The sequence below is a fragment of the Streptomyces subrutilus genome (genome assembly GCF_008704535.1).
In the GTDB taxonomy this organism is placed as follows: domain Bacteria; phylum Actinomycetota; class Actinomycetes; order Streptomycetales; family Streptomycetaceae; genus Streptomyces; species Streptomyces subrutilus.
In genome coordinates this window covers 6707138-6729076 of sequence record NZ_CP023701.1, presented here as the reverse complement: position 1 = coordinate 6729076, position 21939 = coordinate 6707138, and the positions used below count along the sequence as shown (strand labels likewise).

Annotated in this window: 18 protein-coding genes; 5 read left to right on the top strand and 13 right to left on the bottom strand. The window is 74.4% G+C overall.

Annotation, left to right across the window (positions count from 1 at the left end; genetic code table 11):
* Positions 1-90 precede the first annotated feature (90 nt).
* The 3 genes from CP968_RS29945 to CP968_RS29935 form a co-directional block, all read right to left on the bottom strand.
* A complete protein-coding gene (locus tag CP968_RS29945; protein WP_150520957.1) occupies positions 91-333 on the bottom strand; it encodes a helix-turn-helix domain-containing protein in 243 nt (80 codons plus the stop codon).
* Positions 334-494: 161 nt separating this feature from the next.
* Positions 495-1193 (bottom strand): DUF6461 domain-containing protein, encoded by a 699-nt coding sequence (locus CP968_RS29940; protein WP_229886489.1) that lies wholly within the window; start codon positions 1191-1193, stop codon positions 495-497.
* A 58-nt stretch (positions 1194-1251) separates the two neighbouring features.
* Entirely contained in the window at positions 1252-1815 is a 564-nt protein-coding gene (locus tag CP968_RS29935) for a TetR/AcrR family transcriptional regulator (protein ID WP_150520956.1), read from the bottom strand.
* 177 nt (positions 1816-1992) lie between these two features.
* Here CP968_RS29935 and CP968_RS29930 point away from each other — a divergent pair, with 177 nt between their 5' ends.
* A complete protein-coding gene (locus CP968_RS29930; RefSeq protein ID WP_150520955.1) occupies positions 1993-3282 on the top strand; it encodes a PucR family transcriptional regulator in 1290 nt (429 codons plus the stop codon).
* Here CP968_RS29930 and CP968_RS29925 read toward each other — a convergent pair.
* Positions 3279-5261, bottom strand: a complete 1983-nt coding sequence (locus CP968_RS29925; RefSeq protein ID WP_208835996.1) for an APC family permease — start codon at positions 5259-5261, stop codon at positions 3279-3281. The two genes, CP968_RS29930 and CP968_RS29925, sit on opposite strands and share 4 nt — an antisense overlap.
* 135 nt (positions 5262-5396) lie before the next feature.
* Between CP968_RS29925 and CP968_RS29920 the strand changes: the two genes are divergently transcribed.
* Together CP968_RS29920 and CP968_RS29915 are read left to right on the top strand one after the other, a co-directional pair.
* Positions 5397-5810, top strand: a complete 414-nt coding sequence (locus CP968_RS29920; protein ID WP_150520954.1) for an SHOCT domain-containing protein — start codon at positions 5397-5399, stop codon at positions 5808-5810.
* 483 nt (positions 5811-6293) lie between these two features.
* Positions 6294-7733 carry a PP2C family protein-serine/threonine phosphatase gene (locus tag CP968_RS29915; RefSeq protein WP_150520953.1) on the top strand — a complete coding sequence of 480 codons (1440 nt, stop codon included), beginning with the start codon at positions 6294-6296 and terminating at the stop codon, positions 7731-7733.
* Between the two features lie 114 nt (positions 7734-7847).
* Here CP968_RS29915 and CP968_RS29910 read toward each other — a convergent pair whose 3' ends face one another.
* A complete protein-coding gene (locus CP968_RS29910; RefSeq protein WP_150520952.1) occupies positions 7848-9344 on the bottom strand; it encodes a DNA-binding protein NsdB in 1497 nt (498 codons plus the stop codon).
* Between the two features lie 230 nt (positions 9345-9574).
* Between CP968_RS29910 and CP968_RS29905 the strand changes: the two genes are divergently transcribed.
* Positions 9575-10702: an aminoglycoside phosphotransferase family protein gene (locus CP968_RS29905; RefSeq protein ID WP_150520951.1), complete on the top strand. Its 1128-nt coding sequence runs from the start codon at positions 9575-9577 to the stop codon at positions 10700-10702.
* A gap of 150 nt (positions 10703-10852) precedes the next feature.
* Here CP968_RS29905 and CP968_RS29900 read toward each other — a convergent pair whose 3' ends face one another.
* From CP968_RS29900 to CP968_RS29865, 8 genes are all read right to left on the bottom strand, one after another.
* On the bottom strand, positions 10853-11353 hold the full coding sequence (locus CP968_RS29900; RefSeq protein WP_150520950.1) for a hypothetical protein: 501 nt from the start codon (positions 11351-11353) through the stop codon (positions 10853-10855).
* Positions 11354-11500: 147 nt separating this feature from the next.
* Positions 11501-14353 (bottom strand): ATP-binding protein, encoded by a 2853-nt coding sequence (locus CP968_RS29895; protein ID WP_150520949.1) that lies wholly within the window; start codon positions 14351-14353, stop codon positions 11501-11503.
* A gap of 150 nt (positions 14354-14503) precedes the next feature.
* On the bottom strand, positions 14504-14923 hold the full coding sequence (locus CP968_RS29890; protein ID WP_150520948.1) for an ACT domain-containing protein: 420 nt from the start codon (positions 14921-14923) through the stop codon (positions 14504-14506).
* Positions 14924-15231: 308 nt separating this feature from the next.
* Positions 15232-15471, bottom strand: a complete 240-nt coding sequence (locus tag CP968_RS29885; protein ID WP_150520947.1) for a DUF397 domain-containing protein — start codon at positions 15469-15471, stop codon at positions 15232-15234.
* A gap of 121 nt (positions 15472-15592) precedes the next feature.
* The gene (locus tag CP968_RS29880) at positions 15593-16768 is read right to left on the bottom strand and encodes a thiolase domain-containing protein (RefSeq protein ID WP_150520946.1); all 1176 of its coding nucleotides are present in this window, start codon (positions 16766-16768) and stop codon (positions 15593-15595) included.
* Positions 16765-17895 (bottom strand): thiolase domain-containing protein, encoded by a 1131-nt coding sequence (locus CP968_RS29875; protein WP_189828930.1) that lies wholly within the window; start codon positions 17893-17895, stop codon positions 16765-16767. Before CP968_RS29875 ends, CP968_RS29880 begins: the two co-directional genes overlap by 4 nt.
* Complete coding sequence (locus tag CP968_RS29870) at positions 17895-18881, bottom strand: Zn-ribbon domain-containing OB-fold protein (RefSeq protein ID WP_150522206.1); 987 nt, start codon at positions 18879-18881, stop codon at positions 17895-17897. Before CP968_RS29870 ends, CP968_RS29875 begins: the two co-directional genes overlap by 1 nt.
* Before the next feature lie 305 nt (positions 18882-19186).
* On the bottom strand, positions 19187-19987 hold the full coding sequence (locus CP968_RS29865; RefSeq protein WP_150520945.1) for a crotonase/enoyl-CoA hydratase family protein: 801 nt from the start codon (positions 19985-19987) through the stop codon (positions 19187-19189).
* A gap of 207 nt (positions 19988-20194) precedes the next feature.
* On the opposite strand from CP968_RS29865, the gene CP968_RS29860 reads away from it, so the two are divergent.
* Positions 20195-21832 (top strand): acyl-CoA synthetase, encoded by a 1638-nt coding sequence (locus CP968_RS29860; RefSeq protein WP_150520944.1) that lies wholly within the window; start codon positions 20195-20197, stop codon positions 21830-21832.
* The last annotated feature ends 107 nt before the right edge of the window (positions 21833-21939 follow it).

Below are 21939 nucleotides of genomic sequence, written 5' to 3'. Positions count from 1 at the left end.
CTTCCACAGGGCGGAAGGGGGTTCTGGCATTTTCCGCTGGAACATGCGCGGAACCGCGTGAGAGCTTGGCCGGAACCCGTCATCTTTTGATCACGAAGCGAGCGGCAGGTCGTCCGCGAGCCGGAACGAACCCTCTTCGTGGCGCACGTAACCCTCGTGGCTGAGGGTGCGCAGCAGGTGGTAGACGGTGGGCAGCGGGATGCCGGTGAGCCGTGCGAGCCGTTTCGCCGTGGCCCCGCCCTCCGCGTACATCACCTCCACGAGCCGCAGCGCGCGCTGGACCGAACCGATCAGGGTGGGTGTGCTGCCGCTGCGGCTGTGGTCGGTGCCCATGAGGGGTCCCCCTGCTCCGGTGCGAGGCGTGGCCCTGCCATCCAAGTCGCTCGCCGGCTCCAAGACCAGCGGACTCGCGCCGTACCGGGCATAAGATCACCGCGCGTCGGTGGTACGCCGGTGACACCCGGGCCGCTGTGCGCGCCGTCCGTGCGCCCCCACTACCGCGTGCACGTCACGTACGCCGGGAGCGCGGCCGACTCGATCAGGTGTCGCGGCAGGGAGAGGCCGAAGCGGTGCTCCAGGACCGCGAGAGTGCGGCGGTCGCGGTCCCGGCCGGGCTCGTCGTCGGACGCGGCGCAGCCGCCGTCGGGGGCGAGCACCTTGGCCGCGACGAGTTCCGGGACGAGGAAGTCGGGCCGGTGGCCGCCCCGCCAGCACTCCTCGCCGAGGCCGAAGCAGCACACCAGCTCGCCGTCCCGGGCGTACGCGAACTGCCGGGGCGGGCGGTCCGGCTGGGGGTCGAGGTGGACGGCCTCGACACCGGCCCGGGAGACCTCGGCCAGCCGTTCGCCGCCGGCCGGCAGCCCGTGTTCGACGGCGAAGGCCCAACCGGCCCACGTGCCGACGCGGGCGACCGCGTCCCCGTCCACCGTGTCGTACAGCCGCCAGGCCTGCCCCGCGTCCAGCGGCCCCGGGCCCGGTCCGGGGAGCGCGCCGAGTCGCGCGGCGAGTTCCGCGGGGCCGATGCCCCGGGCGAGGGTCAGGCCGGCGAACCAGTCCGGCCAGTCGGCCAGCCACTGGATCCCGCCGCCGGCCACGCCTCCCGTGCGGCCCGTGTCGCGGCCGGCGCCGCGGCTCCGGCCGCCCTCGCCGCCGCCGACCGCCCCGCGGTCCTCGTCCCCCGTCGTGTCCGCCATCTCCCGCTCCCCACGGTCCGCCCCGCGCCGCGGGGTGCTTCCCCGACCGGCACGATAGTCAGTCCGCGGGGTCCTGCGGGAGGAGGCGCTCGACCATCGTCGCGATGAGCCCCTCCACCGGATAGGGCTCCAGCAGCGCCGGCACGGTCAGGTCGTCCACGATCAGGCCCAGCATGGCCAGGTACAGCAGCACCACGCCCTGCCGGTCCCCGGGCAGGCCCGCGTCCAGGTGCCAGGCGACGTTGGCCTCCAGTTCGGCGCCCTGGAACCGGGTCAGTTCGGCCTGGAGCTCGGGGCGGCGGGTGGCTTCGAGGCGGAGCTCCAGCCACGCGACGTGCACGCTGCGCTCGCGCCGCATGCGGTCCCGGAGCTGCCCGAGCAGCATCCGGGTGTCCGGCGGGCCGGTCAGGTCGGCGGGGTCCGGGACCAGCCGCTCGCGGGTGCGGTGCAGGATCTGCGCGAGCAGGTGCCCGCGGTGGGCGAAGTAGTTCGAGGCGGTGCCCGTCGGCACGCCCGCCTCCGCGTCCACCGCCCGCAGGGTCAGGCCCCGCGAGCCCTCGCGGGCCAGCACCTCGATGGCGGCGTCGAGCAGCGCGGTGCGGCGCTCCGGGTTCTGGCGCATGGGGGGCGTCCTCGGGGTCTGCGCCGGCGCGCGCGGGCGCCGGGCACGGGGCACGCGCCGGGCGGGGGCGACGGGCGCCACGGTGATCACTTCATGTGCAGTGCTCCGGTCACGGTAGTGGACGGGCCCGGTCGCGGCCCTCCCCAGTGCCCCCTCCCCCGTGTCACGCTGCCCGTCATGGAGCGGATCATCGAGGAGATACGCGAGGACCTGTCCCGCCGGCTCGCCGCGGCGGCGGACCGGCTCACCGACCGGATGCTGGCCGAAGACCCCGCCTGCGCCGCCCCGTCGGGCCGGGCGGAGCTGCGCGAACACGTCCACCGCCACCTCCGCCAGGCCGTCGACGGTCTGGTCCGCGCTTCCCGCGGGCTGCCGGTCGAGCTGGCCGACTCCCGCGCCGCCGGAGCCCTGCGGGCCGAACGGGGCCTGCCGCTCGCTCCGCTGCTGCGCGCCTACCGCCGGGGCGGCCGGGCCCTCTGGCTGGCCCTCACCGAGGCCGTGGCCGCGCACGACCGGGCGGCGCTGCCCCGGCTGCTGCCGGGCGCGGCCGCCCTGTGGGACGTACTGGACCAGATGACCGACGCGGTGGCCGAGTCCTACCGGCTCGTGGAGACCGCCCGCGGCGCTCACGACCGCGAGCGCCGCACGGCCCTCCTCGACGCCCTGCTGGACGGCGCGGCCGGTGCGGCGGGTCCGCTCGCCGCGGAGGCGGCGGCCCGGTTCGGGCTGCCGGAGCGCGGCCGCTTCGCGGTGGTCGCGGTGGCCGCCGGCGGACCGGATGCGGCGGCGGGCGGCGCGAGACCCGGGGCGCCGCTCCCCGAGGGGCCCGGCGGTCCGGACGCGCCGCGGGTGTGGTGGCGGGTGCGTGCCGACGGGGAGAGCGGCCTGGTGGAGCTGGGCCACCACCCGCTGGATTGCGTTCGGGACCTGCTGGCCCCGCTCGGGGTGCGCGCCGGGGTCAGCCCGGTGGTGGAGGCGCCGGCCGAGCTGGCCCGCGCGCACCGGCTGGCGCTGCTCGCGCTGCGCACCGCGCCCCGGTCCGGCGGTCCGGGCACCGCCGTGCTGGACGAGCGGCTGCCGGCGGCGCTGGTCGCGGCCGAGGACGAACTCGCCGGCCGGCTGCGCCAGGTGGTGCTCGGGCCGGTGCTGGCGCTGCCCGCGGAGGACCGCCGGGTGCTGCTGGAGACCCTGGGCACCTGGCTGGCGTGCCGGGGCTCGACGACGCACGCCGCGCAGCGGCTGTACTGCCACCGCAACACCGTCTCCAACCGGCTGCGCCGGCTGGAGCAGCTCACCGGCCGGGTCCTCACCGATCCGCGGCACGTGGTCGAACTGGCCCTGGCCCACGCGGCGGTGCTCCAGCGGGACGCCGGACCCCGCGCGGATCACCGGGCCGGCGACCGGGCCGGACCGGTGCCCGCCGCGCGTTCGCCGCGGGAGCCGCACGGTCCGCGGGGCGCCCCTTAGGGGCCGTCCTCGGGATCGCGGGGACCGGGGGCCGCGGCGGTGTCGGCGGGCTTGGTGGGCTTCGCGGCCTTGGCGGACTCCAGCAGGAAGGGCACGTCGATCACCGCGACCCCGGGCGTGAACAGCAGACGGGCCTTGAGCCGCAGCGCGTTCTGGTTGTGCAGGGGCTGTTCCCACCAGTGCCCGACCACGTACTCCGGGATGACCACCGACAGCATGTCCGTCGCGGCGTCCGACGCCAGTTCCTGTACGTGCGCCAGGACCGGCCCGACCACCTCGCGGTAGGGCGAGTGGAGGATCTTCAGCGGAACCCCGGGGTCGTGCGCGGCCCAGGCCTCGCGGAGCCGGGCGGCCTCCTCCTCGTCCGCGGCGACGGTGACGGCCGTCAGGGTGTCGGGCCGCAGGCCCTGCGCGTAGCCGAGGGCCTTGAGGGTCGGCGCCTGCACGGACGCGACGAGGACCACCACGTGGTGGCGGGCGGGCCGGCGCGGCTTGGCGCCGGGGGCGACGGCGACCTCGCGGGCCACGTGGTCGTAGTGGCGGCGCACGCCCTTCATCCCGAGGAAGAGCAGCGGCATCGCGATGACGACCAGCCAGGCACCGTGCGTGAACTTGGTGATGAGGACGATGACCAGGACCAGGGCGGTCAGGGTGGCGCCGACCGCGTTGATGGCGAGGCTGCGGTGGATGTGGATCCGCTTCTCGCGCGGGGTGGCGGGCGAGGCCAGTTCGCGCCTCCAGTGCCGGACCATGCCCGCCTGGGAGAGGGTGAAGGAGACGAAGACGCCGATGATGTACAGCTGGATGAGGCGGGTCAGTTCGGCGTCGAAGGCGACGATCAGGGCGATGGCGGCGAGGGCGAGCAGCACGACGCCGTTGGAGTAGACGAGCCGGTCGCCCCGGTTGAAGAGCTGGCGGGGCGCGTAGCGGTCCTTGGCGAGGATCGAGGCGAGCATCGGGAAGCCGTTGAAGGCGGTGTTGGCGGCGAGGATCAGGACGCCGGCGGTGACGGTCTGGAGCAGGTAGAAGAGGAAGTGCCAGCTCCCGAAGGTGGCCCGGCCGATCTGGGCGAGGGCGGTGGAGGTCGCGGTGCCGGGGGGCAGGCCGAGTTCGGTGGGGTCGGCGGCGACGTGGACCTCGTAGGTCATGGCGAGGACGGTGATGCCGACGAACATGGTCACGGACAGCACGCCCATCGCGGCCAGGGTGTTCGCGGCGTTCCTGGCCTTGGGCTTGCGGAAGGCGGGCACGCCGTTGCTGATGGCCTCGACGCCGGTGAGCGCGGTGCAGCCGGAGGCGAAGGCGCGCATCGCGAGGAGCACGAGGGCCAGGCCGGCGTAGGTGCCCTCGGCGGTGATGGGCAGGTCGGCGGATTCGGCGCGGATGGTCTCGCCGGTCGCCAACCGCACGGCGGCGAAGGCGAACATGACGTAGACGACCAGGACGAAGCCGTAGGTGGGAACGGCGAAGACGCGGCCCGATTCGCGCACGCCCCGCAGGTTCATCAGCGTCAGCAGGACGACGAAGCCGACCGAGAGCAGGACTTGGTGGCCGTTGAGCGCCGGGATGGCGGAGGTGATGGCGGCGACGCCGGAGACGACGGAGACGGCGACGGTCATCACGTAGTCGACGAGCAGGGCGCTGGCGGCGGTCAGGGCGGCCGTGGGCCCGAGGTTCTCCGAGCTGACCACGTACGCTCCGCCGCCACCGGGGTAGGCGTGGCAGGTCTGCCGGTACGAGGCGATGACCACGACGAGCAGGAAGACGATGGCGGCGGCCGCGTACCAGGTGAGGTGGAGCAGCGCGACGCCGCCGAGGGCGAGGATCAGCAGGATCTCCTCGGTGGCGTAGGCCACGGAGGAGAGCGGGTCGCTGCAGAAGATCGGCAGGGCGAGCCGTTTGGGCAGCAGGGTCTCGCCCAGGCGCGCGGTGTCGAGCGGCTCACCGACCAGCACACGTTTCGCATTGATACGCCTCATTTCGGCATGATCGTCTACTTTGTGCGGTTCATCTGGTTCCGTCGGCTGTGTCCTGCCGTGAACCCGTCGCACAGCGGCCAGTGGCGATCTTGGAGGTGCACTGCGATGGTGATCGGGTACGGAAGGAGGACGGCCATGGACGGATCTGTCTACCTGGCCTACGACTACCCGGTACTGGGCGCGTTCTGGACCGTGATGTGGATCTTCCTGTGGGTCATGTGGCTGATCCTGCTCTTCCGGGTCGTCGTGGACGTGTTCCGCGACCACGAGATGAGCGGGTGGGTCAAGGCGCTGTGGCTCCTGTTCCTCATCCTGATCCCCTTCCTGGGCGTGCTCGTGTACGTGATCGTCCGGGGCAGGAACATGGGCAAGCGCGAGGTGCAGCACGCACAGGAACGCCAGGACGCCTTCAACGCCTACATCCGCGAGACCGCCAAGGATCCCGGCCGCGCCGGAGCCGACGACCTGGTCAAGCTCTCCGAGCTGAAGGCCAGGGGCGACCTCAGCGAGGAGGAGTTCCAGAGGGCGAAGCAGAAGCTGCTGGGCTGAGCCGCCGGATCCGGGCGGAGACGGGTGTCCCGTCTCCGCCCGGAGCCGTGCCGGGGTCGCCGGGGTCCCCCGTTCGAGGGGGCCGCGCGGGGACGCGTCGGAGCACGTCGGCGCACGCGCCGCCGGCCCGCGCACCTCGCACACCTCGGCCGTACGATCGATCCGCTCCGTACGGATGGCCGGTTCCCGTACGCCGCTCGCGTACCGCCGGTTACCGCAGACGGGACGCCGGAGCCACGGAACCGCACGCGGGCGCGGGCGCTCTGGCGGAACGACCCGTTCCGGGGTGCGGACCGGTGCGCGGCGGGCCGCTGACTTGATTCGTTCGTACGCCCGCGAGGGGCCGGAAGGCCTCGGACATATGCCGGGAGCAAGAACGTCGCGGATGTTGCCAAACGGCTTACGGCCCGTCGTGGGCTGTGCCACAGTCGTGACCGGTCCTTCCTTCAGACTTGGCCGTGCCGCGCCTGTATCGGAGTTCTCATGCCGTCCCACCTCTTCGCGGACCGATCCGCGCAGCCGCCGGAACCGGGGTCGGTGGACGCGCTGATCTCGCAGACCCGGCGCCTCCGGGGAGAAGTGGACGCGGTCCGCCGCGACACCCTCGTCGACACCCTGACCGACGACGACGCCCAGCGCCGGTGGCAGCGCGCCCTGTGCGACCTCGCCGTGCACCACCTCGACGACCTCGGACTGCACCTCGGCCAGCTCCGGGAGGGCCTGCCGCCCGCCGCCGGGACCGTCGAACTCCCCCGCGCCGCGCCCGAGCCGGGACCCGCGGACCGCCCGACCCGCGCCGGCAGCGCCGAGTGGAACCTGCTGACCGACGAGGTCCACTGGTCCGACGAGCTCTTCCGGATCTTCGGCCGGTCCCGCGAGAACGGCCCGCTCCCCCTCGACGAACTGGGCTCCACCCTGTTCTGCGAGGACCGGCCGCTGCTCACCGCCTGGGTCACCGCCTGCCTCGTCGACGGCCGGCCGATCGACGGCGAGTTCCGCATCGTCCGGCCCGACGGGTGCGTCCGGACGCTGCACATGAGGGCCGAGCCGGTGCTCGACTCCGACGGCTGCACCGCCTCGATGTGGGCGGTGCTCCGTGACGTGAGTGAACTGCGCAGGACCCAGCGGGCGGTACGCGAGTCGCACGACTCGCTCCGGCGCCACCGGGAGACCGCGCGGACCGAACACCGGCTGGCGGTCGAGCTGCAGGAAGCCGTGCTCCCCCCGTGGCGCGGCTCCCTGCGGTTCCCGCACAGCGGCGCGGCCACGCTGGACGTGGCCGCGCACTACCTGCCCTCCGCGACGAGCGCGCTGATCGGCGGCGACTGGTACGACGCCCTCGAACTGCCCGACGGACACTCCCTGCTGACGGTCGGCGACCTGACCGGCCACGGGGTGGCGGCCACCTCGGGCACCGCGCTGGTGCTGGGCGCCCTGCGCGGCATGGCCGTGGCCGGCATCGAGCCCGGCCCCCTGATGGGCTGCCTCAACCAGCTCCTGGAGACCTCACCCCAGCCCGCCCTCGGTTCGGCCGTCTGCTGCCGGTACGATCCCGCGCGCCGCGTCCTGTCCTGGGCGCAGGCGGGCCACCCCGCCCCCCTGCTCTTCCGCCGCGGTGCGGCGCGCGCCCTGCCGCCGCCCGAGGGCGTGCTGCTGGGTGCGACCTCCCACGCGGTGTACGGGCAGGCCGAGGTCCACCTCGAACCGGGCGACGTCCTCGTCCTGTACACCGACGGACTGGCCCCGCGCGGCATCGAGACCGGCCGCGCGGACGGGGCCGAGCGGCTGTCGGGCCTCGCGGCGCGCTTCTCGGCGGCGCGCTCGGCGCGGGAGTGCGTACGGACGGTGGTCGAGGAGTTCGACCGGCGCGGGGACGCGCGGCAGGACGACGCCTGCGTGCTCGTGGCCCGGGTGAGCGGGTAACCGCCCTCGGGACGGATACGGAGGGGATTCGGGGCCGCGCCGCACGGCGCGGCCTTTCGCGTCTCCCCGTACGCCGGACGGGGTGGCGGGCGGCCCGGGTGACGGCGGTGGCCGTCACACCTCCGTACCGCGGCCGCCGCGCGGCGCGGGGCTGTCGGGCAGGGCGCGCTCGATCTCCTCGCGGAGGTCGGCGATGCCGGCGTTCCCCGCGTACTGGCCCGTGAGCCGGTACATCTCGCGCAGCCGGTCCCAGGTGCGGTGCGAGGAGGTCTCGTTCATCGACACCAGGGCCAGCCGGGCGTAGCGGTCGGCCTGTTCCGGCTCGTCGGCGATGAAGCAGGCCGAGGCCAGGGACAGGTAGTCGAAGATCTGCGAGCGCTGGTGGCCGTCGCCGCGCAGTCGCAGCGCCTCCTTCGCGTGGCGGGCGGCGACGGGCGCGGCCTTGGCGTCGTGGTCGGCCAGCGTCCGGTAGGCCAGCGCCTCCATGCCGTGCAGGTCTGCCTCGTCGAAGTGCTGCATCCAACTGGGCGGCGGCACGTCGCCCTTGTCCGAGACGAACAGCTCCTCCGCCTCGCCCAGGGTGCGCCGCATGGCCTGGCCCTTGCCCATGGCCGCCTGGGCCCAGGCCTCGATGGTGTGGAGCATGGCGCGGGTACGCGGCAGGGTCTGCTCGCCGGAGCCGGACTGGGCGAGCTTCATCAGGTCAAGGGCCTCGCCGGGCTTGCCGAGGTGCACCATCTGGCGGGCGGCCCGTGACAGCGCCTCGCCGGCGCGCGGCCGGTCGCCGCCCTCGCGCGCCGCGTGCGCGGCGATGACGAAGTACTTCTGCGCCGTGGGTTCGAGGCCCACGTCGTGGGACATCCAGCCGGCCAGCACCGCCAGGTTGGCCGCCACCCCCCACAGCCGGCGCTGGAGGTGGTCGGGGTGGTGGTACGCGAGCATGCCGCCCACCTCGTTCAGCTGGCCGACGACCGCCTTGCGCTGGAGGCCGCCGCCTCTGGAGGCGTCCCAGGCGCGGAACACCTCGACGGAGCGCTCCAGGGCGTCGATCTCCTGGGAGCCGATCGGGGCCGCTTCGTAGCGGTCGTAGCCCGCGGGATCGGCCTGGAAGCCCCCTGTGGAGCGGTGCGCCTCCTTCGCGAGGGCCGGGTCGGTGTGGAGCCAGTCGTGCATGGCGTTGCTGAGGGCGGAGCCGGCGGTGAGCACGGCGCCCGCGCCCATCAGACCGCGACGGTTGAGCATGAGGTCCATTCCCGTGAATTCGGTGAGGACCGCGGCCGTGCGTTCGGGCGCCCACGGCATTCCGTCGGGGTTCTCCTGTACCCCGTCGGGCTGCCGTTTGGTGGAGCGCCGCTGCCGTACGAACCCGAGGTCCTCGATGGTCACGACACGACCGAGCCGCTCGGTGAACAGGGCTGCCAGTACCGTGGGAACCGGTTCGCGCGGGGTCTCCCCCAGGTCGATCCAGCGCCGCACCCGCGAGGTGTCGGTGGCCAGCTGCGGGTGGCCCATGGCCGCCGCCTGCCGGTTCACCATCCTCGCCAGTTCGCCTTTCGACCAGCCGGCCAGGCCGAAGAGGTCGTTCAGGCGGGTGTTCGGACCTTTGCTCACGTCAAGCCCCCAGGTTCTCGGCTGAGTTGACAGTAACCCGCAGTCAGATGCCCGGTGACTATTCGCCAGGCTTCGCCAGGGCACGCCCGATGGTTCGCCACCTCCGCCCGGGTGTCAGGTAGGAATGCGCCTCCCCGCCCCGGTACCACGGCGGAACTCCCCAGGGTGAAGCCGCAATCCGGCGGGGCGGCGTACGCAACTCGTCGGCGCACGAAGGGATCCGTAACGCCATGTACGCAGCAACGTCCTCCGTGTCCGCACCGGTCCGGTCTCACCGCACCCTCCAGGCGGGCGGCGGCCCCTACCTCGACCCCGCCCGTCCGACGGCCGCGGTCCAGGGTGCCGCCCGGGCCCGGCGGATGCCGGGCACCGGATCACAGCCGCTGAGCGGCAGGATCGACCTCTCGGGGCCGCAGGGGGCGCAGTTGCGCACGGCCCTCGCCTCCGTACAGCGGATCTGTCCGGAGTTCGCCCCGGTCCAGGTGCTGCGGCGCAGCGGCCGGTCGGTGCTCCTGGTGGGCACCACCGGGAGGATGACGGCGGTGGCGAAGGTGTTACTGGATCACTCGCCCGAGTGGCGTGAGCGGTACTGCCACGAAATAGCGGCGTACCGGGCGTTCGTCCGGCACCGCCCGCCCGTCCGGGTCCCGCGGCTGATCGCCGCCGATCCGGAGAACTGCACCCTGGTGGTCGAGCGCATGGCGGGCCGGGTCGCGGCGCTCCAACGGCACCCGGTGGAGGCTCCGCCGCGGGTGGACCTGCGGGCCGCCCTGGGCGCGGTCTGCCGGGTCAACCAATGGCGTCCGCCGGCCGAGCTGTTCGGGACCCCGCTGAACTACACCCGACGGATCGTCCGCGACTACGAACTGGGCCTGCTGACCGACCGCGACCTGGGCGACCTGCAGAAACTGCTGCACGGCGTGAAGCTGTCGGGCACGTCCCTCCAGTTCAACCACGGCGACGCACTGCTGTCCAACCTGCTGCTGTCCCCGGCCGGGCCGGTGCTGCTCGACTGGGAGCACGCCGGCTGGTACCTGCCGGGCTACGACCTGGCGACGCTGTGGACGGTACTGGGCGACGCCCCGGCCGCCCGGTCCCAGATCAGCCGGCTCGCCCAGTCCGCCGGGCCGGCCGCGCGGGACGCGTTCCTGGTGAACCTGATGCTGGTGCTGACCCGGGAGATCCGGATGGCGGAGACGGCGATCCAGCGCTCGATGCTGGCCGGCTCCCCGGCCGGGACCCTGCCCGCCGGTTCGGTCGTCGCCTCCGGCGAGGAGCAGCGGCTGCTGCTGCGCCGGCTGCACGACGACGTCGGAATGGCCCGTCGGGCCGTCCGTGCGGCGGTCGGCACGCGCTGACCGCCGGGGAGGGTGCGGCGGGCGAAGAGCCCGCGGCTCCCGGCCCCGTCCCCCTACGCGAAGCTCCGTGGCCCCCACCGCCGCGGGGCTTCGCCCTGTCCGCCGCGGTGCTCGGGCCGTCGTCCGCGGTGGGCCGGGCGGACCGCCCGGTCAGCCCTGCTGGAAGAGCTCGGCGGGGAGCGGCTTCAGGAGGGCGTAGAGGTCGTCGGTGATCGGGCGGTCCCAGCTGGCGATGGTGACCAGCACGTTGTCGCTGCGGTCGAACTGGACGCAGGAGATGCGGGACTCCGACAGCTTGATCTTGCGGACGATGAGGAGGTTGTCGCCCTGCATGACGGGGCAGTCCTCGGCGCCGGTGACCTCGACGTCCTCGTCGTTCTCCAGCGCGTCGAGCAGCTGGGCCACCTCGAAGGGGACCTGGCCCTCGGAGAGGTCCCGGGCGGGGGAACCTTCGGGGAGGTTGCCGATGATCATCGCGGGGCCGCGTCCGCCGAACAGGTCGTAGCGGAGGAAGACACCCTGGCAGCTGCCGTCGGGCGCGGGCAGCAGCCCGGCCCCGAGATTGCCCGGCCAGTCCCCCGGGTCCATGGCCAGGACGTCGAAGTCCGGGCCGGCGGGTGTGGCGGCGCGGTGGCGGCGGAGGAAGGACATGCCGCCATGGTACGTGGCCGGAGGCCTCCCCCGGCCCCGGGCCCCTCATCCCGGCCCCCGTCCCGCCCGCTCCCGCGTCCCCCTGCCGGGGCCGTCGGAGCCCGGGCCTCGGGACGGGTCGGGCTACGGGTCGGGGCTCGCGACGGGTCAAGCTCGGGTGCGGGCGTGGGCCGCCAGGGCGGCGGGGAGGCCGGGGCGGTCCGTGCCGAGTTTGCGGTAGGCCGCCGACAGCTCCGGGGCGGGGGTTCGGTCCGGGGCGGGGACGGCGCCGGCCGCGTCCTCGTGGACGGCCCGGCGGGCCGCCCGGAGCTCCTCCTCGGTCGGGTCGTCCTGCCAGGACGACCCGCTCGGCACGGCGCCGCCCAGGCCCAGCAGCGTCTGCGCCGTCCGCGCCGCGAGGGCGTCGGCGCCGCATTCCCGGGCCGTCGTGACGGCGCGGGTGAGCAGGTCGGGGTCCCGGGCGTGGGTACCCGCCGCGGCGAGCGCGCGGGCCAGCTCGTACCCGGCCGGGGACGCGGACAGCAGGGACACGGCCTCGCGCAGGAGCGGCCCCCGGTCCTGCGGGTCCGCGACCTCGGCGGCCGCGGTGAGGGCCTGCCCGATGGCGGAGGGCGCGCCGAAGGCACGGGCCCGCCGGACCGCCTCGGCGGCGAGGCCGCGGGCCCGCCCGGGGTCGTCGGCGGCGACGGCGCGGGCCAGGTGCAGCGGCCACGGGCACCAGGCCGGGTTCTGGATGCCGCGCGGGGTCAGCCGCCGGTCGACCGCTTCCAGCTCGGCCGCGGCGGCCTTCGCGTCACCGCGGGCCAGCAGCAGTTCGGCGTAGACGGTCTGGGCGTCGGGGAAGACCACCGCGGCGGGGAAGGGCCGGGCGAAGTCGTGCTCGCGCGCCAGCTCCCAGGCCTCGTCGGGCTTGCCGCGGGCCAGCAGGGTGGTGACGAGGATGGCGATGGCGTACCAGTGCACCGGCGTGCGGGGGCCCACGCGTTCGGCTAGCCGCAGTCCGGCCCGCGCCAGGCCCTCGGCCTCCACGAGCCGTCCGCGGCGGTAGCGGATGTAGCCGCGCAGGCTGTGGGCGAAGGAGAGGTGGGCGCCGCGCCAGCCCTGCTCCTCGAACTCGGCGGTACCGGTGTCGAACAGCTCCTCGGCCCGGCCGGGGCGGTCGGCGTACAGGTGGACCATGGCCGTCAGTACCGGCACCTCGAACCCGCGGTCCGCGTACGCCCAGCTGAACGGCTCCGCCAGGGCCCGCCCCGCGTGGTGCAGGGCCACGTCCACGGGCTCGCCGCGCAGGCAGGCGTCCCAGGCGCGCAGTCCGATGACGTAGCGCTCGGTGAGGTCGCGGGCGCCGAGCCGGTCCGCGAGCTTGGCCAGCCGGCGGGAGCGGGCCGGGGAGTCGGGCTCGGCGGCGTTGAAGGCGTCCCACATGAACTGCTCGGACTGCAGGCGCAGCCGGGCGCGGGGGTCCTGGGTGCGCGGGATCTCGCGGGCGAGCAGTTCGGAGGCCTCGAAGAGGTGGTCGCTGTGGGCGAGCACCTGGGCGAGGCGGATGGCGATGCCCTGGCGAAGGGCGGGGTCGTCGAAGGGTTCGGCGAGGGCCTCGCGCAGGTGGTGGGCGGTGGTGGCCGGTTCGGTGAGCAGGGAGGCGCAGCCGAGCTCGTAGAGGACGGCGGCGCGCTCGTCGAAGTCCGGGGGTTCGCGCAGCGCTCGGGCGAGCTGGCGGCGGGCGGCCTCGGGGGCGCCGGCGCGGAGGTTCTCGGCGGCGGCCTCGCGCAGGGTCCGCACCACCCAGGGGTCGCCCTCGGGGTGGGTCTCCAGGAGGTGGCGGGCGGCGGCGGAAGGTCCGAGTCCGGCGTCGACGGCGGCCGCGGCGGCGTTGCCGTGCAGGGCGACCCGCAGGGCGTCGGGGATGGACCGGTAGAGGGCGGTGGCGATGATCGGGTGGACGAACTCCAGTCCCGCGTCTGGTTCTTCTGCGGCGGCGAGGATGCGGGCGTCGCGGAGCCGGCCGGTGGCGTCGACGGCCTCCTCGGCGCCGGTGGCCGCGACGCGGGCGGCGAGGTCGCGCGGGATGGCGGTGCCGAGGACGGCGCAGGCCCAGGCGAAGCGGACGGTGGAGGGGCCGAGGCGTTGCAGGCGGGCGACGAGCCCGCTGCCGTGCTGGGCGGCGGCGAGGTCGCGCAGCAGCGGTGCGTTCCCCTCGACGGGCGCGAGGGCCTTCTCCCGGACCTTGGCGGCGAGTTCGACGGTCTCGAAGGGGTTTCCGGTGGTGAGGGTCCAGACCTCGCGGCAAAAAGGGTCCTCCGCGTGGTCGCCGAGGGTCTCGCGGATCAGGGCGGCGACGGCTTCGGGGGTGAGCGGGGCCAGGTGCAGGGGGCGCTGTCCGGCCCGGCCGGGCAGGGTGCGGAAGGCCTCGGCGTGCGCGGGCAGTTCGTCGGGGCGGTAGGCGACGGCGAGGAGCATCGGGAGGTGTTCGGCGCGCGGGGCGAATGCGGCGAGCCAGCCGAGGGATTCCGGGTCGGCCCAGTGGGCGTCGTCGAGGACGAGGACGACGGGGGCGCGCTGGACGACGAGGTGGGTCAGGACCCAGTCGAGGCCGTCGCGCAGGCCCTGGGGGTCGGGCGGTGCGCCCTGTTCCGGGGCGCACAGGCCGAGGGCGGGTCCGACGATGGCGTACCAGCCTCCGAGGACGGCGCGCAGGGCGTCCTCGGGGACGGCGGCGAGCAGGGGCTGGAGGAGCTGGCGGGCGACGTGGAAGGGCTGGCCCTGCTCCTGTTCGCCGCCGCGGGCCGCGAGGACGGTGCAGTGGCGGGTGTTGGCGCGGCGGCGCAGTTCGGCGAGGAGGGTGGTCTTGCCGAGGCCGGCCGGGCCGGAGAGGGCGAGCAGGGCGCCGCCGGCGTGCGGTGCGGCGGCCGTCAGCCGGTCGAGCGCCTCGTCCACGGTGGCGAGTTCGGCCTCGCGTTCGATCACGGTGCGCCGCGAGCGGGCCCGGCGCTCCGTCATGGCTGGTACCCCCCTTGACCTGTTCGGGAGGGTCAGCGTACGCCCGTGCGGGTGAGGCGGAAGGGGTACCGGGCGAATGATCCGATCTTCGGTTCGCGGCGCCGCGAGGGAGTGGCGGAGCAGGCGCCGCGAGGCGGTGCGCCCGGGGGTTCAGTCCCGGTCGGCGCGGGCGGAGCGGGCCGCGAGGTCCTCCAGGACGGCCACGGCCTCGGCGGCGCGGTCGGCGGCCACGAAGAGGTGGTCGTGGTGGTAGCCGGCGATGACGTTGCAGCTCAGACCGTGTGCGCCGAGCTCGGTGGCGAAGGCCGCGGTGAGGCCGACGGCATCGAGGGCGGAGTGGATCCGCAGGGTGATCCAGCCGGCCGTGTAGGCGTAGGCGAGGCCGGCGGCGTCGGCGTCCTCCTGACGGAGGACCAGGGTGAGGCCCTCGGCTTCCAGGACGGTCGCGACGGGGGTGATGCCGGCTGGGACAGGGGATGTGGCCGGAATCGTACAGAAGACGTAGTGACCCTCATTGAGTTCGGGCCGCATGCCGCTCAGCAGTCTCCGCAGGTCGCGCTCTCCAGTCATGCCGACACCCTACCCATGACCCCCATATGCCCGATTCCGCACCGCCGGCTCGGGCGGGGGGGTGCAGCGGATGCGCGGCACGCGACATGGCCGGAACCGTTCGTCGACCGCCGGCTCCGCGCCGCCGGAACGGTCGGCGCCCGGCCGGACGCACCGCACCGGCCGCCGCTCGCACCGCCGCTCGCGCCACCGGCGGGGCCGGGTGGCCGGGGTGGCCGGCGGGCGCCACCGGGGCGGCGGCTCCGCGCCCGGTGGTGCGCCGCGTCCGTCCGGCCGTGCGCTCTGGGTGGCCCGTCTCCGCCGGGGCGCTACGTCAGGTCGAACTCCCCGCCGCGGGCGTCCCGTACGAACCGGTGCCACTCGTCCGGCGCGAAGATCAGCGACGGGCTCTCGGGGCGCTCGCTGTTGCGCATCGCGATGAACCCCTCGACGAAGGCGATCTGGACGTCGCCCGCCCCGCTGCTGCTCGACCGCCATTGGGCCCCGGTGAGATCGAGATCCGGCTTCCCCCAGCCTGCGAGGGTCGGTGAAGTCGTGCTGTCGGCCACGTGCGTGCTCCTCCCGGTACGTCGTCCGGGGCCAGGTTAACCACCGGCGCGGGGTGCCGCACAGGCCGCGGTGCGTCGCCCCGCGACCGGTCCGGCACCCCGCGCGAACACCCCGCGCGCCTCAGGAGACGGGCTCCGCCGCCCCCACCAGCCACATCGCGAAGAACTGCGCGCCGCCGCCGTAGGCGTGCCCCATCGCCCGCCGGGCGTCCGGGACTTGGTGCTCCCCGGCCTGCCCGCGCACCTGGAGGGCCGCCTCCGCGAAGCGGATCATGCCGGAGGCGCCGATCGGGTTGGTGGAGAGCACCCCGCCGGAGGGGTTGACCGGGAGGTCGCCGTCGAGCTCGGTGACCCCGGCCTCGGTGAGCTTCCAGCCCTCGCCCTCGGCCGCGAACCCGAGGTTCTCCAGCCACATGGGCTCGTACCAGGAGAACGGCACGTACATCTCGACCGCGTCGATGTCCCGGCGCGGATCGGTGACCCCCGCCTGCCGGTAGACGTCCGCCGCACAGTCCTTGCCGGCCTGCGGTGAGACGAAGTCCTTCCCGGCGAAGAGGGTCGGCTCGCTGCGCATCGCCCCGCCGTGCACCCAGGCCGGCGGCCGGGGCGAACGGGCCGCGCCCGCGCGGTCGGTGAGGACCATCGCGCAGGCCCCGTCCGAGGACGGGCAGGTCTCGGAGTAGCGGATCGGGTCCCACAGCATCGGCGAGGCCTGGACCTTCTCCAGGGTGATGTCGTGCTCGTGCAGGTGGGCGTACGGGTTCTTCAGCGCGTTGCGGCGGTCCTTGTACGCGACGAGCGAGCCGACCGTGTCGGGGGCGCCGGTGCGCCGCATGTACGCACGCACGTGCGGGGCGAAGAAGCCGCCCGCGCCCGCGAGCAGCGGCTGCTGGAAGGGGACCGGGAGCGAGAGGCCCCACATGGCGTTGGATTCGGACTGCTTCTCGAAGGCGAGGGTCAGGACCGTCCGGTGGACGCGGGCGGCGACCAGGTTGGCGGCGACCAGCGCCGTGGATCCGCCGACCGAACCGGCCGTGTGGACACGGAGCATGGGCTTGCCGACCGCTCCGAGGGCGTCCGCCAGGTACAGCTCCGGCATCATCACGCCCTCGAAGAAGTCGGGGGCCTTGCCGATGACGACGGCGTCGATGTCCTGCCAGCCCAGTTCGGCGTCGGCGAGGGCGCGGGACGCGGCCTCGCGGACCAGTCCGGCGATGGAGACGTCGTGCCGTGCGGCGACGTGCTTGGTCTGGCCGATCCCGACGACGGCGACCGGTTCCTTGCCGGAGGCGCTCATGCTCGGTCCCCTTCCAGGACGGCGACCAGGTTCTGCTGGAGGCAGGGGCCTGAGGTGGCGTGTGCGACGGCCCGGTCGGACGCGCCGCGGTGGATGCGGGCGGCCGCCTCGCCGATCCGGATCAGGCCCGCGGCCATCATCGGGTTGGCCGCGAGCGCCCCGCCCGAGGGGTTGACGGCCACGCCGTCGCCGGGGCCGCCGAGGCGGAGCGCCTTGCGCAGGACGACCTCCTGCGAGGAGAACGGCGCGTGCAGTTCGGCCGTGTCCACGGGCCCGTCGAAGAGCCCCGCGTGCTCGGCCGCGGTACGGGTGGACGGCGAGTCGGTGAGGTCGCGCAGCCCCAGGCCGTGCGCCTCGATGCGGTGGTCGATGCCGGTGATCCAGGCGGGCCGCGCGCACAGCGAGCGCGCCACGTCGCCGGCAGCCAGTACGACGGCGGCCGCGCCGTCGCCGACGGGCGGGCAGTCGCCGGTGCGCAGCGGGGCGACCTGGTGGTCGCCCTGCGGTACGACGCCGGTGAGCTGGGCGTGCGGGTTGGCGGCGGCGTCGGCGCGGCTGCGGGCGCCGATGGCGGCGAGGGCCTGCTCGTCGGTGTCGCCGGCGTCGATGAGTGCGCGGGCCTGGAGGGCGGCGAGGGCCACCGCGTCGGGCCAGAGCGGGGCGACGTAGTACGGGTCGAGCTGGCGGGTCAGCACGTCGCGCACCGAGCCCGGGGAGGACTTGCCGTACGCGTAGACGAGCGCGGTGTCGGCCTCACCCGTCTGGATCTTGACCCAGGCCTCGTAGAGGGCCCAGGCGCCGTCCATCTCGACGTGCGATTCGGAGATCGGGGGCCAGGCTCCGACGCCGTCGAGGGTCATGGTGAAGGAGAAGGCCCGGCCGGCGAGGTAGTCGCTCGATCCGGAGCAGGTGAAGCCGATCTCGCCGGTCTTCAGTCCGGTCTGCGCCAGGACCTGGTGGAGCACCGGCATGACCATCTCGACTTCGCTGAGTTCGTCGGTGCGGCGCCGGTGGTCGCTCTGCGCGAAGGCGACGACCGCGACCTCGCGCGCGTACCGCCGCTTCCTCGGCGCGGGGGGTGCGGAGGGCGTGGCGGGCCGGACGGGGCGGGCGGGCGTGGCGGGCATCAGATGAGCTCCTTGTACGCGTCGTAGTCCGCGTCCGGTTCGCCGGTGGGGCGGTAGTGGTCGGGGTGGCGGCCGCCTTCGGTCCACACGGGTTCGACGCGCAGGCCCATGCGGACCTGGTCGTACGGGATGCCGCCGATCCGGCCGTGGAGGGCGAGGCCGGCGCCGTCGAGGGCGATGTGGGCGTAGACGTAGGGGACGTCGATGTCGAGGCCGCGGGCCTTGATGTTGACGATGCAGTACGTGGTGACGGTGCCGGCGGGGCCGACCTCGACGCGGTCGGTGGTGGCCACCCCGCAGGTGGGGCAGGCGCCGCGCGGCGGGACGTACACCTTGTGGCAGGACGGGCAGCGTTCGCCGACGGTCTTCCGTTCGGCGAGGCCGTTGATGTAGGCGGTCTGTGCGCGGCCGGGGGTGTACGTGTAGTCCAGCCGGGCGGCGGCGACGATGCCGGTGACGGGGTCGGCGAACGCCCCGTCGTGGGGGCGGGCGGGCGCGCCGTCGCAGGAGTCCGGGCCGCCGTCGTCCGGGCCGGCGTCGCAGGGCTCGAAGCAGGCGATGTCGGTGATCGCGCCGCTGCGCTCGGCGGCCCACCGCACGCGCACCCGCATGCCGGTGCGGACGGCGTCGGGCCCGGGGGCGTCGAGGGCGTGCAGCAGGCCGGTGCCGGCGCCGTCGAGGGTGACCAGGACCCAGGCGAAGGGGGTGGCCAGGGGCTGGTTCGGGCGGGGGCTGGCGTTCCAGGCCCAGGTGGTGACGGTACCGGTGGGGGCGACCTCGACGAGCTCGCGGATCTCCTCGGCGGTGACGGGGTCGTATTCGACGGGCGGCACCATGACCTTCCCGCCGGAGGTCTTCACCCCGAGCACGACGCCTTCGCGCAGCCCCGTGAGGAAGGCGCTCTGGACGGGTCCCAGGGAGCGGGTGAAGGGGAATTCGACGACGAGGGGGGCGCGGAGCGTTTCGGGGGGCGGGGCGGCTGTCATGACGCTCATCTCCGATGCGGTTGGTTCCGACTGCGGGTACGGCGGGGGCCGCGCGTTCGGCCGGGTCCGGGGTACGGGTCCGGGGTGCGGATCCGGGTCCGGGGTGCGGGTCCGGGGTGCGGATCCGGGTCCGGGGTGCGGGGCCCGGGCCGGGGTGCACGCGCCCGGCCGGGGTGCACGCGCCCGGCCGGGGCGGAGCCGTCGTCGCCGGCGGCGGCCGCGCGGGCGCCGGTGCGCGCATCGGGTCCGCGGGGCGGCCCCGGGCGGGGTACCGGCATCGGCACCGGCACGGGCACCGGCCGGGGCTACTCGCGGCGGTACACGGCGGGACGGCGCTCGGCGAAGGCCCGCGCGCCCTCCTTCGCGTCCGCGGTGTCGAAGATCGGCCAGCCGCGGAGCAGTTCGGACGCCAGTCCCTCCGCCTCGGTCAGCTCCGCGGTCTCGTACACCGAGGCCTTCACCGCCTCCACCGCCAGCGGCCCGCACGCGTTGACCCGCTCCGCGATCTCCAGCGCGGCCTCCAGCGCCGTCCCGTCGGGGACGACCCGTCCGACGAGTCCGATCCGCGCGGCCTCCCCGGCCGAGTAGGGCCGACCGGTCAGCAGCATCTCCAGGGCGTGCGTGCGCGCGATCTGGCGCGGCAGCCGTACCGTGGAGCCGCCGATCGGGAAGAGGCCGCGCTTGACCTCGAAGAGGCCGAAGGTGGCGCCCTCGGCCGCCACCCGGATGTCGGTGCCCTGGAGGATCTCGGTGCCGCCGGCCACGCAGTACCCCTCCACCGCGGCGATCACCGGTTTGCGCGGGCGGTGGTGACGGAGCATCGCCTTCCAGTGCAGGTCGGGGTCGGCCTTGAGGCGGTCGCGGTACCGGTCGCCCGCCATGCCCTTCCCGGCGAGGGCCTTGAGGTCCATGCCGGCGCAGAAGTCGCCTCCCGCGCCGGTCAGCACCACCGAGCGGATCGCGTCGTCGGCGTCGGCCTCCAGCCAGCCGTCGTGGAGCCCCACCAGCAGCGGCAGCGAGAGCGCGTTCTTCGTCTCGGGCCTGTTCATGGTGAGTACCAGCGTGGCGCCGTGGCGCTCCACGGTCAGGTGTTCCGTCCCACCCATTGCCGTCCTCCCGTCTCAAGACCTAGAACAGGTTGCAGTAGGGGCGGGTGCAGTTCAAGAGTTTTCTGACACCCAGTCAGTTTTCTTGGGTGACGCCCTTCCCACTTGTGGCCGGCGGCGCTCTAATGACCGCCGAGCGGAGCAGCCGTGCGCCCGGACTCGGGTACGCCGGGGCACTTCAGGGCAGTTCGAGGGTCAGGAGGAACGGTGGAGTACAACCTTGCCGACCTGTTCGAGTCGGTCGTGGACGTGGTTCCGGACCGTGAGGCCCTCGTGTACGTGGACCACCCCGGGACCGGCGCCGAGCGCCGCCTCACGTACGCGGAGCTGGACGCGGCGGCCAACCGCGTCGCGCACCACCTGCTCGACAGCGGACTCAGGGCCGGCGAGCACCTGGGCCTGCACCTCTACAACGGCGTCGAGTACCTGCAGACCGTACTGGCCTGCCTGAAGGCGCGCCTGGTCCCGGTCAACGTCAACTACCGCTACGTCGAAGAGGAGCTGGTCTACCTCTACAACGACGCCGACCTCGCCGCCCTCGTCTTCGAGGGCGAGTTCACCGGGCGCGTGGCGGCCGCCCTCCCCCAGACCCCCCGGCTGCGCCACCTGATCCGCGTCGGGGCGGCCCCCGGAGGAGGCCCGGAGCCGTCCGTGGCCCCGGTGCCGTACGAGGACGCCGAGGCGGCCGGCTCACCGGAGCGCGGCTTCCCGGCCCGCAGCGCCGACGACCTCTTCATCATCTACACGGGCGGCACCACCGGCATGCCCAAGGGCGTGATGTGGCGGGCGGAGGACCTCTTCTTCGCCGGGCTGTTCGGCGGCGAACCGACCGGCGAACCGGTCGGGCGGCCGGAGGAGCTGGCCGAGCGGGTCGCCGCGCGCGGCTCCGGGCTCACCTTCTTCCCGGCGCCGCCGCTGATGCACGGCACGTCGACGCTGACCTCGTTCATCGCCTTCAACTACGGCCAGCGCGTGGTCATCCACCGCAAGTACGCGCCCGAGGAGGTGCTGCGCACCATCGAGAAGGAGAAGGTGTCGAGCGTGTCGCTGGTGGGCGACGCGATGCTCAGGCCCCTCATCGACGCCCTGAACGGCCCGCTGAAGGGGACCGACCTGTCCTCCCTTTTCAGCGTCTCCTCCTCCGGGGCGATCATGTCGGAGACGGTGCGCGCCGAGTTCCAGCGGCTGGCCCCGAACGTGGCGCTGCTCAACAACTTCGGTTCGTCGGAGTCCGGTTCGAACGGCAAGGCGACCGGCGACTCCGGACCGGAGAAGGGGTTCCGGCTGGAGGTCAACGAGCGTACGCAGGTGGTCGATCCGGTGACCCTCGAACCGGTGGCGCTGGGCGTGCCGGGGCGGCTCGCCCAGCGCGGACACGTTCCGCTGGGCTACTACAACGACCCCGCCAAGACCGCCGAGACCTTCTTCCGGAAGGGGTCCGAGCGGTGGGTGCTGCTCGGGGACATGGCCACGGTGGACGAGCAGGGCATCGTGACCGTGCTGGGGCGCGGTTCGCAGTGCATCAACACCGGTGGCGAGAAGGTCTATCCGGAGGAGGTCGAGCAGGCGCTCAAGTCCCATCCGGACGTGTACGACGCCCTGGTCGCCGGGGTGCCGGACCCGCGCTGGGGCAGTCACGTGGCCGCCGTCGTCCAGGTCCGGGCGGGCGGGCAGGCACCGACCCTCGACGAGATCCAGAGCCACTGCCGCACGCGGCTGGCGGGGTACAAGATCCCGCGCCAGCTGGTCGTGGCCCCCGCCATCCAGCGCTCGCCCAGCGGCAAGGCGGACTACCGGTGGGCCAAGTCGGTGGCGACGGAGGCCGACACCGCGGCGGCCGGCTGACGGCGCGCCGCGGGGCGAGCGGTACGGCGCAGCGCACGGGCCGCACGGCGGCGACGGCCGCCCGGGCGGGCCCGCGGCACGTACGCCCGGCCCGGCACGTACGCCCG

Excerpts from the sequence above, each read along its gene's own strand:
- CP968_RS29875 (WP_189828930.1), bottom strand. The coding sequence starts at position 17,895 with ATGCCCGCCACGCCCGCCCGCCCCGTCCGGCCCGCCACGCCCTCCGCA.
- CP968_RS29890 (WP_150520948.1), bottom strand. The coding sequence starts at position 14,923 with ATGACTGGAGAGCGCGACCTGCGGAGACTGCTGAGCGGCATGCGGCCC.
- CP968_RS29880 (WP_150520946.1), bottom strand. The coding sequence starts at position 16,768 with ATGAGCGCCTCCGGCAAGGAACCGGTCGCCGTCGTCGGGATCGGCCAG.
- CP968_RS29895 (WP_150520949.1), bottom strand. The coding sequence starts at position 14,353 with ATGACGGAGCGCCGGGCCCGCTCGCGGCGCACCGTGATCGAACGCGAG.
- CP968_RS29920 (WP_150520954.1), top strand. The coding sequence starts at position 5,397 with ATGGACGGATCTGTCTACCTGGCCTACGACTACCCGGTACTGGGCGCG.
- CP968_RS29905 (WP_150520951.1), top strand. The coding sequence starts at position 9,575 with ATGTACGCAGCAACGTCCTCCGTGTCCGCACCGGTCCGGTCTCACCGC.
- CP968_RS29945 (WP_150520957.1), bottom strand. The coding sequence starts at position 333 with ATGGGCACCGACCACAGCCGCAGCGGCAGCACACCCACCCTGATCGGT.
- CP968_RS29915 (WP_150520953.1), top strand. The coding sequence starts at position 6,294 with ATGCCGTCCCACCTCTTCGCGGACCGATCCGCGCAGCCGCCGGAACCG.
- CP968_RS29865 (WP_150520945.1), bottom strand. The coding sequence starts at position 19,987 with ATGGGTGGGACGGAACACCTGACCGTGGAGCGCCACGGCGCCACGCTG.
- CP968_RS29930 (WP_150520955.1), top strand. The coding sequence starts at position 1,993 with ATGGAGCGGATCATCGAGGAGATACGCGAGGACCTGTCCCGCCGGCTC.
- CP968_RS29900 (WP_150520950.1), bottom strand. The coding sequence starts at position 11,353 with ATGTCCTTCCTCCGCCGCCACCGCGCCGCCACACCCGCCGGCCCGGAC.
- CP968_RS29870 (WP_150522206.1), bottom strand. The coding sequence starts at position 18,881 with ATGACAGCCGCCCCGCCCCCCGAAACGCTCCGCGCCCCCCTCGTCGTC.
- CP968_RS29925 (WP_208835996.1), bottom strand. The coding sequence starts at position 5,261 with ATGAGGCGTATCAATGCGAAACGTGTGCTGGTCGGTGAGCCGCTCGAC.
- CP968_RS29940 (WP_229886489.1), bottom strand. The coding sequence starts at position 1,193 with ATGGCGGACACGACGGGGGACGAGGACCGCGGGGCGGTCGGCGGCGGC.
- CP968_RS29935 (WP_150520956.1), bottom strand. The coding sequence starts at position 1,815 with ATGCGCCAGAACCCGGAGCGCCGCACCGCGCTGCTCGACGCCGCCATC.